The 15,676-nt window shown below is 70.7% G+C and carries 16 protein-coding genes; 8 read left to right on the top strand and 8 right to left on the bottom strand.

All coding sequences use genetic code 11. The features are described from left to right. Positions 1-236: 236 nt before the first annotated feature. Positions 237-626 (bottom strand): RDD family protein, encoded by a 390-nt coding sequence (locus tag JIG36_RS48085; RefSeq protein ID WP_203383634.1) that lies wholly within the window; start codon positions 624-626, stop codon positions 237-239. A gap of 227 nt (positions 627-853) precedes the next feature. On the opposite strand from JIG36_RS48085, the gene glnA reads away from it, so the two are divergent. Continuing rightward, a complete protein-coding gene (gene glnA / locus JIG36_RS48080; RefSeq protein ID WP_203383633.1) occupies positions 854-2,278 on the top strand; it encodes a type I glutamate--ammonia ligase in 1,425 nt (474 codons plus the stop codon). Positions 2,279-2,313: 35 nt separating this feature from the next. On the opposite strand, the gene JIG36_RS48075 is transcribed toward glnA, so the two are convergent. After that, a complete protein-coding gene (locus JIG36_RS48075; RefSeq protein WP_203383632.1) occupies positions 2,314-2,886 on the bottom strand; it encodes a GNAT family N-acetyltransferase in 573 nt (190 codons plus the stop codon). Positions 2,887-2,933: 47 nt separating this feature from the next. Between JIG36_RS48075 and JIG36_RS48070 the strand changes: the two genes are divergently transcribed. Genes JIG36_RS48070 through JIG36_RS48060 form a run of 3 tightly spaced genes read left to right on the top strand, consistent with a single transcriptional unit; the run spans position 2,934 to position 4,072 of the window. Next, positions 2,934-3,194, top strand: coding sequence for a hypothetical protein (locus JIG36_RS48070; RefSeq protein WP_203383631.1), 261 nt, complete (start codon positions 2,934-2,936; stop codon positions 3,192-3,194). Positions 3,195-3,210: 16 nt separating this feature from the next. Continuing rightward, entirely contained in the window at positions 3,211-3,507 is a 297-nt protein-coding gene (locus tag JIG36_RS48065; RefSeq protein WP_307873211.1) for a GNAT family N-acetyltransferase, read from the top strand. Beyond that, complete coding sequence (locus tag JIG36_RS48060) at positions 3,467-4,072, top strand: GIY-YIG nuclease family protein (protein WP_203383630.1); 606 nt, start codon at positions 3,467-3,469, stop codon at positions 4,070-4,072. The genes JIG36_RS48065 and JIG36_RS48060 overlap by 41 nt, the downstream gene beginning before the upstream one ends. A gap of 14 nt (positions 4,073-4,086) precedes the next feature. Here the strand turns inward: JIG36_RS48060 and JIG36_RS48055 are convergent, their stop codons facing one another. Continuing rightward, positions 4,087-4,797, bottom strand: a complete 711-nt coding sequence (locus JIG36_RS48055; RefSeq protein ID WP_203383629.1) for a DUF427 domain-containing protein — start codon at positions 4,795-4,797, stop codon at positions 4,087-4,089. Positions 4,798-4,835: 38 nt separating this feature from the next. On the opposite strand from JIG36_RS48055, the gene JIG36_RS48050 reads away from it, so the two are divergent. After that, positions 4,836-5,342 (top strand): hypothetical protein, encoded by a 507-nt coding sequence (locus JIG36_RS48050; RefSeq protein ID WP_203383628.1) that lies wholly within the window; start codon positions 4,836-4,838, stop codon positions 5,340-5,342. A 102-nt stretch (positions 5,343-5,444) separates the two neighbouring features. Here the strand turns inward: JIG36_RS48050 and JIG36_RS48045 are convergent, their stop codons facing one another. From JIG36_RS48045 to JIG36_RS48030, 4 genes are read right to left on the bottom strand one after another with little or no spacing between them, the layout of a single operon-like run. Beyond that, positions 5,445-6,059, bottom strand: a complete 615-nt coding sequence (locus JIG36_RS48045) for an SGNH/GDSL hydrolase family protein (protein ID WP_203383627.1) — start codon at positions 6,057-6,059, stop codon at positions 5,445-5,447. 56 nt (positions 6,060-6,115) lie between these two features. After that, positions 6,116-7,060: an alpha/beta hydrolase gene (locus JIG36_RS48040; RefSeq protein WP_203383626.1), complete on the bottom strand. Its 945-nt coding sequence runs from the start codon at positions 7,058-7,060 to the stop codon at positions 6,116-6,118. Continuing rightward, a complete protein-coding gene (locus JIG36_RS48035; RefSeq protein WP_203383625.1) occupies positions 7,057-7,731 on the bottom strand; it encodes a hypothetical protein in 675 nt (224 codons plus the stop codon). The genes JIG36_RS48040 and JIG36_RS48035 overlap by 4 nt, the downstream gene beginning before the upstream one ends. Next, positions 7,728-9,560, bottom strand: a complete 1,833-nt coding sequence (locus JIG36_RS48030; RefSeq protein WP_203383624.1) for a phosphatidylglycerol lysyltransferase domain-containing protein — start codon at positions 9,558-9,560, stop codon at positions 7,728-7,730. Before JIG36_RS48030 ends, JIG36_RS48035 begins: the two co-directional genes overlap by 4 nt. Before the next feature lie 165 nt (positions 9,561-9,725). Here JIG36_RS48030 and JIG36_RS48025 point away from each other — a divergent pair, with 165 nt between their 5' ends. From JIG36_RS48025 to JIG36_RS48015, 3 genes are all read left to right on the top strand, one after another. Next, the gene (locus tag JIG36_RS48025) at positions 9,726-10,196 is read left to right on the top strand and encodes an MSMEG_6728 family protein (protein WP_203383623.1); all 471 of its coding nucleotides are present in this window, start codon (positions 9,726-9,728) and stop codon (positions 10,194-10,196) included. 162 nt (positions 10,197-10,358) lie between these two features. Further along, positions 10,359-10,532, top strand: coding sequence for a hypothetical protein (locus JIG36_RS48020; protein WP_203383622.1), 174 nt, complete (start codon positions 10,359-10,361; stop codon positions 10,530-10,532). Between the two features lie 35 nt (positions 10,533-10,567). Further along, entirely contained in the window at positions 10,568-13,576 is a 3,009-nt protein-coding gene (locus tag JIG36_RS48015) for an AfsR/SARP family transcriptional regulator (protein WP_203383621.1), read from the top strand. Here JIG36_RS48015 and JIG36_RS48010 read toward each other — a convergent pair. After that, positions 13,573-15,672 (bottom strand): esterase-like activity of phytase family protein, encoded by a 2,100-nt coding sequence (locus JIG36_RS48010; protein WP_203383620.1) that lies wholly within the window; start codon positions 15,670-15,672, stop codon positions 13,573-13,575. The genes JIG36_RS48015 and JIG36_RS48010 overlap by 4 nt on opposite strands. Positions 15,673-15,676 lie beyond the last annotated feature (4 nt).

Here is a 15,676-nt window from a genome sequence, read left to right as displayed (position 1 = left end):
CCGTACGCGGAAACAAGGCTGAGCCTGAAACCGGCGGGACGGACATAAGAGCGTACGCGGAAACGAGGTTGGCCTCGAAGCGGCGGAGCCGGCCTCACGCCGTACGCGGAAACAAGGCTGAGCCTGAGACCGGCGGGACGGACATAAGAGCGTACGCGGAAACGAGGTTGGCCTCGAAGCGGCGGAGCGGGGCTCGCGCCGTACGCGGGAACGGGGTTGATCTGGGTCTTGCGGCGTCAGGAAGGCTGGACCATGGCTGACTTGGCGGCCCGGTCGTGGAGGCCCCGGCCGTCGCCGTCGTTGATCATGGCGGGGATCACCAAGGCCAGCAGCAGGGCTCGGAGTGCGGCTCGGGGCAGGCCGATCGCGCCGCCGTCGGTTATGGACACGCAGCGGATGCGGGCCAGGGCCATGCCCAGCGTCTGTCCGAACAGGCCGACGAAGAAGGCGTGCACCAGCACGAAGATGCCCAGCTGGGGCCACGGGTTGGCGCGCAGATCGTCGACCAGCAGGGCGGCGACCACGGTGGCCAGCGCCCAGTCGATCATCAACGCGCCCAGGCGGCGGCCGAACGAGGCCACCCTCGCCGAGCCGAGATCGAGTGCGCCGTCTGCCCTGCCTGCCATGCGCCCAGCCTAGCGGGGGCGGTTTCGGCGAGCTGGCACGCGGGCCGGGCAGGCGCGATAGCCTCGCCTTGATCGCGCTGCGGGCCGGAATCCTCACAGACGCCGTAACACGACGGAAACAATAGGGATACGCCCGGGCAACTCCCGCCCCATAGCGTCGCGACCAGCCTAGCCATGCGGCGGAACCACGCCGCCCCGGTATTGAAATCGTGTGCCAGGAGGACGTGTTGTTCGCCAATCCCGAGGAACTCCTGCGATACCTCAAAGACGAGGACGTCAAGTTCGTAGACGTACGGTTCTGCGACCTGCCCGGCGTGATGCAGCACTTCAACATGCCGACCGAGTCGTTCGACGACAGCGTCATCACCGACGGTCTCGCCTTCGACGGATCCTCGATCCGCGGGTTCCAGGCCATCCACGAGTCCGACATGATGCTCCTGCCGGACGTGACCACGGCCTTCATCGACCCGTTCCGGATCCAGAAGACCCTGGCCCTCAACTTCTTCATCCACGACCCGTTCACGCGCGAGCCCTACTCGCGTGACCCGCGGAACGTGGCCAAGAAGGCCGAGACCTACCTCGCTTCCAGCGGCATCGCCGACACCGCCTACTTCGGCGCCGAGGCGGAGTTCTACATCTTCGACTCGATCCGCCACTCCACCGGCGCGAACGAGTCGTTCTACTACATCGACTCGATCGAGGGCGCCTGGAACTCCGGCAAGGAGGAGGAGGGCGGCAACCGCGGCTACAAGACCGCGTACAAGGGCGGCTACTTCCCCGTGGCGCCGGTCGACCACTACAGCGACCTGCGTGACGCCATGGTCCGCCGCATGATCGACGTCGGCTTCACCGTCGAGCGGTCGCACCACGAGGTCGGCACCGCCGGCCAGGCCGAGATCAACTACAAGTTCTCGACGCTGCTGCACGCCGGCGACCAGATGCAGATGTTCAAGTACATCATCAAGAACACCGCCTGGGAGCACGGCAAGACCGCCACGTTCATGCCGAAGCCGCTGTTCGGCGACAACGGCTCGGGCATGCACACCCACCAGAGCCTGTGGCTGAACGGCGAGCCGCTGTTCTACGACGAGACCGGCTACGCGGGTCTGTCCGACACGGCCCGCTGGTACATCGGCGGCCTGCTGCACCACGCGCCGTCGCTGCTGGCGTTCACCAACCCGACCGTCAACTCCTACCGGCGCCTGGTGCCCGGCTACGAGGCCCCGGTCAACCTGGTCTACTCGCAGCGCAACCGCTCCGCCTGCACCCGCATCCCGGTCACGGGAAGCAACCCCAAGGCGAAGCGCGTCGAGTTCCGCGTGCCGGACCCGTCGTCCAACCCGTACCTGTCGTTCTCGGCCCAGATGATGGCCGGCCTCGACGGCATCAAGAACAAGATCGAGCCCCCGGCGCCGATCGACAAGGACCTGTACGACCTGCCGCCGGAGGAGTGGGGCAGCGTCAAGCAGGTGCCGGGTTCGCTCGACGCGGTGCTGAACAGCCTCGAGAACGACCACGAGTTCCTGACCGCCGGTGGCGTCTTCACCGACGACCTGATCTCGACGTGGATCGACTGGAAGCGGACCAACGAGATCGACCCGGTCCGCCTGCGCCCGACCCCGCACGAGTTCGAGATGTACTACAACGTCTGATCTCGGGCGTTGCTGACAACGGCGGTCATCTGTGGCTAAACGCCCGGGTGGCCGCCGTTTCGCATGGTGAAGCGGCGGTAGTGAGTGGGCGTGCCGAGGTAGGTGCCCGACTCGCCCGGCTCGATCTCCCGCATGCCCAGGCGCTGGAGGATGCGTACGGACGCGGTGTTGGCCGCCCACGCCTCGGCCCAGATCTCGTGGAGGCCCAGGTCGGTGAAGCCGTGGTGCAGGGCCGCCCGGGCGGCCAGTCCGCCGAGCCCGTGCCCCCACCGCCGCGAGTCGCCGATCACGAAGCCGAGTTCGCGCCGCCGGGGCTCGGTGCCCTGGAGGTCGACGTACCCGACCAGGTCGCCGTGGCCGACCAGATCGCCGTGGCCGACCAGATCGCCGTGGCCGACCAGGTCGCCGTCGTGGACGACTCCCAGCCGGATCAAGCCGTCCGGCGGGTCGGTGATGAGGCGGCCCTGGAACCGCTCGTGCTCCGCCAGCGGCAGACCGGGTGACCATTCCGCGGCGGCGCGGAACCGCTCGTCGAGCGACCACGAGGCCAGGACCGCGGCGTCGGAAGCTTCCAGAGGCCGGAGTCGGACAGCGAGGTTGGACGGCACTCGCGAAGGCTAGCGGCGGCCCGCCCGATGTCGCCAGAATCAGCGGCATGACGGATCGCGAGCTGGTGGAACTCAGGGAGCGGGCGGCGCGCGGGGACTCGGACGCGGTGGGGCAGCTGGTGGAGCTGGCGGGCGAGCGCGGCGACCTCGCCGAGCTTCGCCGGCTGGCCGAGGCGGGCAGCTCCGACGCGACCGACGAGCTGGTGCAGGCGGCGGGTGAGCTCGGAGACGTGGCGGAACTGCGGCGCCTGGCCGACGGCGGCAACCAGGACGCGGCGGATGTGCTGGCCGAGATCGAGGAAGACTGAGCGCTAGGGTTACCCGGTGAAGATTTCCGACGTGCCGGAGAAGGGTCGCTTCGAGGCACGGGACGACGACGGCACGCTGGCCGGGATGATCACCTATCAGGTGACCGGCAACGTGGTCGCCTATACGCACACCAAGGTCGAGCCCGAGTTCGAGCACCACGGCGTCGGTGGTGAGCTGGCCCGCGCGGCCATGGAGGACGCGCTGGCCAAGGGGCGCCTGGTCGTGCCGATCTGCCCGTTCCTGGCCGGCTGGCTGGACAAGAACCACGACTATGACGCGATCGTCGCCCGCTCCCACCGCCGGGTCAAATAGCCCGGAACGGGCGCTGCTGCGGCCGGAGCGGCTGTTCACGGCGGCCGAGGTGCGGGAACGGGACTGCCCCATCCCGAAAGCCGCAGGGGTCTACGCCTGGTATTTCGATGCGCCGCCGGTGCCCGTACCGGTCGGTGGTTGTCATGTCGTCGATGGGTGGACGCTGCTGTACGTGGGCATCTCGCCGAAGAGCGACGCCAGCCGGCAGACGATCCGCAGCCGGATCCGCTACCACTACCGAGGCAACGCGTACGGGTCGACGCTTCGCCTGACGCTGGGCTGCCTGCTCGCCGACGAGATCGGGATCGGGCTGCGGCGCGTCGGCTCCGGGACCCGGCTGACCTTCGGGGCGGACGGCGAGGCACGACTGTCGGCGTGGATGGCCGAGCACGCGCGGGTGGTCTGGGTCGTGACCGGCGAGCCGTGGCTGCTGGAGGAGCGGCTGATCCGGGAGCAGACCTTGCCGCTCAACCTCGACCAGAACCGGCACAGCCCCTTCCACCAGCAGTTGTCCGCGTTGCGGGCCGAGCAGCGGGCACGGGCCCGGCAAGGCCCGATCCCCTGAGAACGCAGCCCGCTCTAGGAGAACGGGCTGATCGGGCGGGGTTGGGGCTCGCCGTCGACGATGACGTCTACCCGCTCGTCGTAGAAGCAGAGCAGGTCGCGGATCTTGGGGAGCTCGGCGATCGGGTCGGGGTAGCTCCACGCAGCGTCGGGTAGCGCCGGGTGTGACCAGTAGCGGGCCACGCCCTTGTACGGGCACCGGCTCACCGTCTCGCTCGCGGTGAGCAGGTCGGTGCGCACGTCGGCGAACGGCAGGTAGTAGCGCGTCGGCAGCGACGTCTCGAACAGCAGCACCGGCCGGGTGCTGTTGGCCACCTCCTGGCCGTCGATCAGGACCTGGACGCGGCGGGAGCTGTGCATCGTGTCGACCCGGTGGCGCGGCGAGCGGGCGTGCACGAAGACCTGCTCGTCCTCCTCGTACCAGTCGACGGTCTCCCACGAGAACGTGACGTGACCTTTGAGCTCGTCGAAACGGTCATCGGCCCACGCCGCGCCACGCACGTGCCGGTCCCCCGCGGTCACCGACCATCTGCCCTCGGCCTCGTCGGTCAGGGCTTCCGGCCGTACGTCTTCACGGGGCAGAAAATACGTCGGGAAGCCGTGCTCACTGATCTCGTCGAGCAGCAGCGCGCGTGTGCTGTCGGCAATCACCTCGCGGCCCAGGCGCACCCGGATCCGGCGCGGGGTCGGCTCGACGACGGTCGGGGGCGGGCGAAATTCGTCCATGATTCCGGCATACACCGTCCGGCGCATAGATTCCACGGATGGCCTATGACTATCTGGCCGAGAGCCGTCGCCTGATCGCGGACGGGCTGCCCGACCGCCCGGTGCGTCTGAGCCGCCGGCACCGGTTCGCGGCGCTCGCCGTGGACGTCGACGGTGCGATGGCGGCAACCCGGTTCGTACGGCGTGGGGTGGCCTGTCACTGGGACGACACGCACGTGCTGACCCGCGGCGCCGACGGGCTCTGGTGGGTGCACGGCGGGGGCGGCGGCTCGTCGGACGGGCCGTGGTCGACGGCCGAGTTCGAGCGGGCGCGGGCCGAGCTGGAACCCGGCGCGATCGTGGTCGAGGGCGGTTCGGGCGTGATGGTGCCGCCGTGGATCCAGGCCATCGAGCTGCTGGTGGGAAGAGACGCGGCCACCGTACGGATCGACGACCGTCGAGAGCTGCAAGTGCCTCCGCACGGTCGCCTCGTGGTGGTGTCAGCGGAGCGGTGCCCCCAGCTGTCCACGCACGACGCCGCCGGAAACAAGCTGGCAGAAGCATAGCCGCGGCCCTCGCGCGTACGAAGCAGATTGCTGGAGCCGCAGCAGACGCTCGTACGACCCGGAGGGCTGGAGCCGCCACACACGCTCGTACGACGCGGCGTGCTAGATGTGCGGCACTCGCGCGTACAACATCGCCGCGATCGCCGCGTGGCCGGCCGCGTTCGGGTGGTCGCCGTCGGGCGCCAGCAGTCCGGTCGGGTCGTCCTCGCCGCCGTCGCCGTGGAACGCGGCCCCAGTCGGCACGAAGACCGCTCCGCTCCTCGTCGCTGCGGCCGACAGCGCGTCGTTGACCAGGTCGGTGGCCCGGGCCGCATCCCGCACGCCGTCGGCGCCGTACTTCGACACCGCCACCTGGCCGTCCACCATGACGTTCCAATAGCCGACCAGCACCACGGGCATCCGGTGCACCCGCTCGATCGCCGCCACCGTGGCGACCACGTCGTCCTCGACCGCCGCCGCCACCGTCGAATACCGCGCCGGCTGCCCGAACACCGCGGCCATGTCGTTGGCGCCGGTCATGATGACGACCTCGGACGCCGACGCCAGCTCGCTGCTTTCCGAGGAGAGATTTCCCCGTACGTCGGAAGCCGTTGATCCGGGTATGGCGAGGTTGACGTCGTGGGCGTGCACCTCGGCCGCGTAGAGGGCGGGGAACGGCGTGCAGCCGCAAGCCGTGCCGGCCGGAACCGAATCACCGAGCGTGACCACTGTGGGCATGGCGGCAGGGGCGGCGCAACCCGCGAGCAACAGGACCGCCAGCGCGAGCAGCCGCCTCACGACGCGGGCCGGGCCAGGTGAGCGGAGAGCCAGTCGAACGACGGCGCCTCCATCTGCCGCCACACCGCGCTGCTGTGCCCGCCGTGCGCAACGACCGCCGTCGTCACCGCGAGTGGCGCGTGGGCCTCCGCGGCGAGCCGGCGCGAGTCGCGGGCCGCCCCACGGTCGTCGTCCGCCCAACCCAGCCAGAGCGCGATCGCCGGTTGCGGAAGGTGACGCAGCCGCCAGCCCGGGTTGTTGGTGGTGTTCTCGGTGCCGTCACCGATCGTGATGCCGGGTGAGGCGTACCCGGACAGGCTGGCGGCCGCCGCGTACTGGCCGGGGTGACGCAGCGCGAGGTTGGTCGCGCAGAACGCCCCCGCCGAGTAGCCGGTGAGCCCCCACCCGTCCCGGTCGGTGCGCACCGAGTAGTGGGCGCGCACGAACGCGGGCACGTCGACGGTCAGGAACGTCTCGGTCTGCGGCCCACCGCGCAGATTGGTGCATTCGGTGTCGAGCAGACGGTCGGGCGTCTGGTAGGGGAACAGCACCACGGTCGGCGCCATCCGGCCCGCCGCGATCTCCTTGTCCAGGTAGGACTGCACGCGCAGCTTGCGCAGCCAGGTCTCGGGCGTGCCCGGATAACCGTGCAGGGCCTCGATCACCGGCAGGCGGACGCCGCTGCGGTAGGCGGCGGGGAGGTAGACGTACATGGAAAGCGTCAGCCGGCTGGCCGGCCCCGGGACCGTCACGTCGAGCAACCGGCTGCCCTCACTCGATGTGAGGGACGCGCCGACCGTGGGGAACGCCTGCGTCAGCGAGTTGACCTGGACGGCCACGGTCGCGGCGACGCTGAGCACGCACGCGACGATCAGCCCGGAGCGTCCGACCGCACGCACGCGGTTCCAGCCGAGCGCGATCGCGACCGCCGTCAGCACCACCGCCACCAGTCCGATGATCATGACGCGGGGAGGGTCAGAGGGGCCGCCAGCGCAGGTGGCAGCGTGTTCGCGGGCCGGTCGAGGGCGGCCGTTCCGGGTGGCGCGGCGGCGACGAACGCGGCCGCCAGTGGTCCGCCTTCAACCGACCAGCCGACGGTCGACACCCGGAGGTCGCGGGCGAGCTCGGCCGGCAGCGAGAGCAACGCTGTGGCCGACGTGGTTGCGGTGGGTGAGAGCGTCACGGTTACTTCCTCCCCCGTACGGTGGGAGGCCGCACCCTGCGTAGCGAACTCCAGCATCACGGGGAAGGTGACGTCCGTACGGTCGTGGTAGTCGGCGGGCAGGGTCACGGTGGGTGGCCGGGCGAGGTTCCACGCGCGCAGCCCGGGCGGCCGCCACGTGAACGATCCGTCACGGGCGTGGACGTCGAGCAACCCGGCGTGCACACGATCGGTGACAGTCTCCGTGCCGGTGTCGCCGCGCAGCGCCTGCCACGACGGGTAGAACTCCTCGTGCCGGTTGACGGCCAGCCCGGCCGTGATCACGAGGCTCGCCTCCAGCAGGAGGACTCCGGCCGTACGGGAAAGGGCTCGGAACCGGCCGCCCCGGGACCAGAACCGGACGGTCGCCGCGCCGATGACAACCGCCGTGAAGGCGGCCAGCAGAATCAGCGGACGACCGGTCAGGCTCATGCGCCGGCCCTTTCCCGCTTGTCGCGCGAAGGCTTGTCGCGCGAGGGCTTCCCGACCGAGGAATTCTCGTGCGCGGGCGTCTCATGCGTGGACGTCTCGTGAGCACGCGTTTCGAGCGAGCGCGGCTCGTGGGCGCGCTTCTTGTGGGCGGGTCGCAACCGGAGGCGCGGCGTGGGCAGAAACGCCTCGGCCGAAAGGGCAGCCACAGCGATCCGTGGCAGATCCCGAGCGGTCGGGAAACACAGATAGCGCGGCGACCACGTAGGCAGATATTTGGCGTTCGCGCGGTAGAGCGACTCGATCTGCCACCGCCGCGACGCCGCCTTGAGCAGCCGGTGCCACACGCGCAGAACCGGTCCGGCGCCCAGCTCCTCGGCCCGCGCGAACACCGACCGCAGAACGGCGAAATTCAGCGACACCCGCCGGACGCCCAGACCCGGCGCCGCCTCGAGAACGGCCACCACCATCAGCTCGGTCAGGCCGTTGTCGGCGGTGCGGTCGCCCCGCATCAGATCGAGCGAAAGCCCGGACCCGCCCCACGGCACGAACTGCAGCAGGCCGCGCAGTTTCCCCTCGGCGTCGGAGCAGAGAACCAGCAGGCAGCCGGCGTCGCGCGGGTCACCCAGCCGGGACAGCGCCATCGAGAAACCGCGTTCGACCGGCCCGTCGCGGAACTGATCGGCGGCCCGGACCGCGGCGTCCAGATCGGTCTCGCTCAGGTCGCTCTGACGCACCACGCGGCACGTGTATCCCGCCCGCCGCATACGATTCACGGCCTGCCGGACACCGCGCATCGGCCGGCCGTCGAGCGAGAAGACATCGGTGTCCACAATGGCTTCGTCGCCCAGTTCCACCACGTCCAGACCCGCTTTCCGGTACGCCTTTCCGGCCGCGTTCCCGCATCCGAGAACGGCCGGGGTCCAGCCGTGCCGGGTGGCGTCGCCGAGCCATGCGCCGATGGCTTCCGGCCATGCCGACTCGGGCCCGATCGGATCGCCGGCGGCCAGGCTCACGCCGTTGACCACGCGATAGGCGACCACCGCGGCATGGTTCGGCGACCACATCAGCGACTTGTCGGCGCGCAACGCGAAATAGCCGAGGGAGTCGTTCCCGCCGTACCGGGAAAGGAGCCGGCGCAGACGCTCCTCGCTCTCGCCGTCGGTCTGCGGCCGGCGTGAGCCCGGCCTCAGCAGCAGAATCATCGCGACACCGGCGGCGAGCAACCCACAGGCGCCCGTCGTACAGGCGACCAGTTCGGCCGCGAACCGCCGGTGGAATTCGACCGGTCCGTCGAGCCCGACCAGGCCCAGGGCCGCTTCCTGGGCCCAGGCCACGACGCCCGGCGAACCGACCAGATGGTCGACGCGGATCCCGATCTCGACGAACCCGAGCACGAACCCCGCCGCCGCGAACCCGGCCAGCGCGCTGAGGGCCCGCCACCGGTTGCGCTGATCGGCCTCGGCGGTGAATCGGTCGTGCGTGGCGACCAGCATCACCAGCAGCACCCCGGCCACGATCGCGGCGTCGTAGTCGAAGCTTTTGACCAGGTGCAACACGATCGACGCGGCGGTCAGCCCGACCGCGACCTGCCAGGCCCGCCGCTTGCCCCGGCGCAACCCGGCCCCGAGATAGACCAGGAGCAGGCCGACGACGATGGTCGCGGCCCGCGCCGACAGCACCCCGGCCGCCGGCACGAACTCCACAACCTCCGCCATCCGCCCATGCCGCGGCGGCACCACCGCGGTGACAACAGTGAAGAGGCCGGCCACCTGCACGATGCGCGCGATGGTCCGCCGGGAGAGCGGCGCCCGCTCCAACGTCTGCTGCATGCCGTCATCTTCTGTGCGCCCGCTGTGAAACGCCCTGAAAGCCAGCTGTGTGCTAGCTCAACGCCACGCTGACCAGCACCCGAACCCGCTGTGTCGCTGATCCCGTCACGCGCGGACTCGCGGATGGCGCACGTTCGGCTCGGAGACAGCCGGTAGCGTCGAGGGGTGCAGACCTTTCTTCCGTACGCGGATTTCGTCGCCTCGGCCAAGGTGCTCGACCAGAAGCGACTCGGGAAGCAGCGCGTCGAGACCGTTCAGGTTCTGCGGGGGCTGGTCACGCCGGGTTACGGGTGGCGGCACCACCCGGCCGTCAAGATGTGGCGGGGGTATGAGGAAGGGCTGGTCCGTTACGGGCTGGACACGGTTGAGGTGTGGACCGCCACCGGGCGGGCCGACACCACGGCCGCGACTCTGCTGATCGATCTCGGCACCACGACCGACATCCGTACGCAGGAGGAACTCGCCGCCGTGGGGGAACTGCCGCCCTGGCTCGGTGACCCGGATCTGCATCGCAGCCACCAGTCGGCGCTGTTGCGCAAGGATGCCGAGTTCTATCGGCCGCTGTTCGGGCCGGAGGTGCCGGACGACCTCCCTTATGTCTGGCCGCCCTCGGACCGGCCGGGCCGCGACCTTTAGGGCCTGTCTGGTGGATCACGCGGGAGTGAGGCGTGGCCGTCATCTACGCCAAGCCACAGTCCATTCTCGACTGCGAGTACGTCTGGTCCCGTACGGACAAATGGATCGACCCTGGCGGCGCTCGTCCCGGCGTGGCGCGGCAACCGGACCGGACTGATCACCGTGGTCGCGTCGCGGGTGCTGTCCGCCCTGCTGGGCATCGGCGCCTACTTCGACGACCGGGCGCCGACGTGGGCCCGGATCGGTGTCACCGTCGCGATGGTGCTGACCGCGCTGGCGGTATGGCTGCTCATGCCGGCCCTGAGGAACCGGCGGGTGTCACAGGCGGCCGGGTAGGACAACGGGTGCGCGGAGCGGGCAGAATCGTACGGGTGGAAATCGCGGTGCTCGGGCCGTTGGAGCTGCGCGGCCGCACCGTCTCGGGAGCGCGCCTGCGTGCGCTGCTGATTCTGCTCGCCCTCGAACCGGGCCGCGTCGTCTCGGCCGACCGCCTGATCGACGGCGTCTGGGGCGACGACCCGCCGGCCGCCGCCGGCAACGCACTGCAGGCCCTCGTGTCGCGGTTGCGGCGGGCCGCGCCCGAGCTGGTGATCGAGGCGACCGCCCACGGCTACCGCCTGGTCGTCGAACCCGACGCCGTCGACGCCCACGTCTTCACCCGCCTGGCCACCACCGACCCGGCCGCGGCGCTGCGCCTGTGGCGGGGCGACCTGGAGTTCCCCGAGGTGGCCCGGGCCGAGGCGGTCCGCCTGGAACACCTGCGCATGCTCGCGCTCAAGCAGCGGATCGCCGACGACCTCGGCTCGCGCACCGTGGTGCCCGAGCTCGAAAGCATGCTCGCCGCCGACCCGCTCGACGAGTCGCTGGTCGGGTTGCTGATGCGCGCGCTGGTCGCCGCCGGCACCCCGGGACGCGCGCTGGAGGCGTACGAGAAATTCCGTTCCCGCCTGGCCGACGAGCTCGGCACCGACCCCTCACCGAGCCTGCGGACGCTGCACGTCGATCTTCTCAACGGGCGGGTCGAGGCGCGGCGCGGCAATCTGCCGGCCGAGGTGAGCAGCTTCGTCGGGCGCGAGTCGGACGTGACCTCCGTACGCTCCCTGGTCGCAACCCACCGCCTGGTCACGCTGCTCGGGCCGGGTGGCAGCGGCAAGACGCGCCTGTCGATCGAGGCCGGCGCCAAGATCCCGGGCGAGGTGTGGCGGGTCGAGCTGGCCCCGGTCACCGATCCCGGCGAGATCCCGCAGGCCATCCTCACCGCCCTCAACCTGCGCGGCCACGCCGTGCTCGACCGGCCCGGCCGGAGCGCACGGTCCGGTCTGCTCGAGGCGCTGTCCGGTCGCGAGATGCTGCTCGTTCTCGACAACTGCGAGCATCTGATCGCCGCCGCGGCCGAGGTCGCCGACGATCTGCTGCGCGCCGCGCCCGGTCTGCGGCTGCTGACCACGAGCCGCGAGCCGTTGGGCATTCCCGGTGAGCGTCTCTATCCGGTCGAGCCGCTGGCGCTGCCTCCGGTGGGCGCGGATGCGACGACCGCTTCCGGCTTTCCCGCCGTACGGCTTCTGCTCGATCGCGCCGCGACCTTCGTGCTGACCGAGGAGAACACCCAGGCCGCCGTGCGGGTGTGCCGCGCGCTCGACGGCATGCCGCTGGCGATCGAACTGGCCGCGGCCCGCCTGCGCACGCTCCCCGTCGACGTGCTGGCCGACCGCCTGACCGACCGGTTCCGCCTGCTCACCGGCGGCAGCCGCACCGCACTCCCCCGCCACCAGACGCTGCGCGCGGTCGTCGATTGGAGCTGGGATCTGCTCGGCGAGCCGGAGCGGGAGTTGTGGCGGCGGTTCGCCCTGTTCGCCGGCGGCGCCACCGTGACCGCCGCCGAGCAGGTCTGCGGCACCGACCTCGACGCGCTGGCCGCCCTGGTCGACAAGTCGCTGCTCGTGCTCGGCCGCGACGGGCGTTACCGCATGCTCGAGACGATCCGCGAGTACGGCCTGGAGCGGCTGGCCGAGGCGGGCGAGTTCGAGCCGCAGCGTCTCGCCCTGGCCGGCTGGCTGCTGGCGGCGGCGGCCGAGGCCGACCCGCATCTGCGCGGCGCCGACCAGATGCTGTGGCTGGCCCGGCTCGGCGAGGAGCACGACAACCTGCACGCCTCGGTCCGGGCCGCGATCGAGGCCGGTGACCGGGCGACCGCGGCCGCGTTCGTGGCCCGCCTCGGCTGGTACTGGTGGCTCAGCGGGCACCGCTCCGAGGGCTCGGTGCTGGCCGCCGAGGTGTCGACGATGCCGGGCGAGGCCGAGCGGGAAGACATCGCGCTGGTCCACACGTACGCGGCGATCAACGGGCTCGAGGGTGGGCTGCCGGTCGACCGGGTGCAGAAGGAGTTCCGCCTCGCCCACGAGGCGAGCGCCGGCGTCGACCCCACCCATCCGGCGCTGCGGCTGATCCCGCCGCTGTCCGTCATGTTCGAAGACCCGACCGGTCCGGAGGCCGGGTTCCGGCTGGTCGAACCGCTCTTCGACGACCCCGACCCGTGGCTGCGGGCGGTGTCCAAGATGTTCGTGGCGCAGCTGCGGCTCAACTTCGGGCAGAGCGCCGAGGTGGCCGAGGCCGAGCTGCGCGAGGCGCTCGACGGTTTCCGCGAGATCGGTGAGCGGTGGGGCATCGGGTTCGCGCTGAGTTCGCTGGGCGACCTGGCCGCCGCCCGCGGTGACTTCGCGCAGGCGGTGGTGTGGCAGCGCGAGGCGATCGCGCTGGTGCGTGACGTCGGCATCCGCGAAGACCTGCCGCAGATGGAGGTGAAGCTCGCCCACCAGCTGTGGCTGGCCGGCGAGAACTCGGAGGCGCGGGCGGTGCTCAAGCAGGCGCGGGCGGCGGCCGAGGAGGTCAACCTGCCCGAGGTGCTGGCCTCGGTCGCGTACGGCGCGGCCACGTTCGCCCGCATGGAGGGCGACCTCGAGGAGGCCCGCCGCAGCATCAACGCGGCCGTCGGCAAGATGCGGCACCCGGCCGCCGTCCCGCAGTTCCGGGCGATGGCGTTCCACACCGAGGGCCTGATCCAGGCCGCCGCCGGGGAGTACGCCGCGGCCCGGGCCAGCCACACCGAGGCGGTGCACACGGCGGTCGAGTCGCGGGATTCGCCGGTGATCGCGCTGACGCTGGTCGGGGCGGCCGATCTGGCCCTGCGCACCGGCGATCCGGAGCGCGCGGCCCTTCTGCTGGGCGCCTCGGACGCCGTACGGGGGTCGCGTGATCTTTCCGTGCCCGACGTCGAGCGCATCACGTTCGAAGCCCGCGCCGCACTGGGCGACACGGGCTTCGAGGCGGCTTACCGCCGTGGGACCGCGACCACGTTGTCCACGGCCACCGAACTGATTTAGAGGAGGCGTCCCAGGCGGAGGAAGACGGTCTCACCGGTGGCGTCGTCGATGGCGTCGTTGTCGGTGACGGCGTACGTCTGCCCGTCGCCGCCGATCGCGAGGCCCTCGACCTTGTCCTGCACCCAGCCGTTGTCGGCCTTGAGCAGCGGCAGCAGGTCCTTGACGAGCTTCTTCCGCACGGTCGGGGTGCCGGTCCAGCCGGCCGGGGTGTCGAACGCGTACACCTTCTTGATCGACGCTTGCGGGCCGCGCTGGTTGTCCCGCTCGATCACGGCGAACGTGTTGCCGTCGACCGCGACGATCTCGGACAGGCCGGTCCAGCCGATCGGGGCGGTGTCGAGCGGGTAGAGCAGCCACGACCACGCGCCGGTCTTCAGATCGAGCTTCCCGATCCGTACGACGTTCTGGGGGTCGGTCTTGATCGGGCGCTGGATCGCGACCCACACCGCGCCGTTGGTCTCGGCCACCCCTTCGAAGCCGTTCGTGGTGACGGCCGCGGCGATGTCGGCGGGCAGGGTGATCTCCTGCTGGACCCGGCCCTTCTCGTCCAACCGCACCAGCAGATCGGGCGCTTCACTCGCGAGCCAGTAGCCGCCCGCCTTGCGTGCCACGATGCCCTCGGCGTCGTACCCGACCGGCTTGCCGTCCTTGGTGACGGTCAGCTGCCGCTCGATCTCGGCCGGCCGCTGGGCGGTGTCGATCGTCAGAATCCGGGTCGGGGTGTAGGCCGAGTCGGTGACCGAGACCAGCTGTGAGCGCTTGCCTGGAACAGCGGAGAGCGCCGACAGCGTGCCGAACGGGATCCGGTCGTCCGAGACGATCGACGGGAACTGGCCGTGGCCGATGCCGAAGACCTGCACCGAGCCGCGGATGTTGGCGTCCGGGTTCTCCTCCTCGCTGGAGACCACGACCAGGCCGCGCGACGGCACCGCGACCACGCCCTCGGGCGCGTTCACGGTCGGGAGGATCTGCTGGAACTTAGGCTTCCACGGGTTCGACACGTCGTAGACGGCGGTGAAGTTGCCGCGCTCCGAGTTGACGAAGACGTACGGCGTACGGCCGATCGTGGCGAACGCGACGTTCTCGACCTCGATGCCCTTGGCGTCGGAGCGCTTGTCCGGGTAGAGGCCGTGCTGGACGGCGATGTGCTCGAGCGTGTTGCCGGCGTCCCAGACGACCTTGCCGTCCCGCGAGAAGATCGTCCAGCCGCGGGTGCCGCCCTGCCAGTCGCCCTCGTTGGCGGCGGCGAACATCGAGTCGTTGATCCAGGTGACGCCGTCGGGCTCCCGCTTGGCGGTGATCGAGCCGTCCAGCGTGATGGTGTCGTCGTCCTTGGTGTCGACCTTGTCGACCGTGACCGTGCCGGCCGGGAAGTGCTTGACGACCTTCTTCGAGGCCAGCGACACGATCGCGATGTGGTTGTTCTCCTGCAGGGAGACGACCGCCTCGTCGCGCGAGTTGACGCTGACGTACTCGGGCTCGGGGTCGGCCGGGCCGATCGCGGCGAGACCGGTGAGGTCGACCTTCGAGGCCTTCCACGTCCGCGTGTCGATCACTGACAGGTAACCGGCGGGCAGCTGCGGGATCGCGCCGTCGTTGACGTCCTCGTCGCGCTCGTTCTCGATCGCCACCGCGATGTAGCGGCCGCTGGGCGCCACCGCGACCGAGTCGGGCTGGCCGCCCAGGTCGATCGTGCGGACCACCTTGCGGCTGCGGTCGTCGATGACGACCAGCTTGCCGGACGGGTTGACGAAGCTCTCGCTGGTGTTGACGCCGGCCAGCAGCAGACGGCCCAGGTGCGCGACCGAGGTCGGCTCGCCGTCGAGGGCCAGCGTGCCGGCGGGCTTGGGCTTGCCCGGGTCGGTGATGTCGACGAACCCGAGGCGCTGGCCCGGGCTGTCGGTGTAGACGACCGTGCGGCCGTCCTCGGTGACGGTGGAGATCTCGGCGGCGGCCGTGTCGTCGATCGACGAGTTCAGATATGCGGGGAAGGTGGAGAGTCGCTTGAACTCCGTTGGCTTCTGATGAGCCGCGGCCGGCGTCGCGACAAAGGTCGCGGCCAGCCCGATCAGGGCGATTGCCGAGCGTTTACGCATGCGC

Source organism: Paractinoplanes ovalisporus (genome assembly GCF_016834655.1).
Classification (GTDB): Bacteria; Actinomycetota; Actinomycetes; order Mycobacteriales; family Micromonosporaceae; genus Actinoplanes; species Actinoplanes ovalisporus.
The sequence above is the reverse complement of the archived record's forward strand: the minus strand, read 5'-3'. Positions and strand labels throughout refer to the sequence as shown.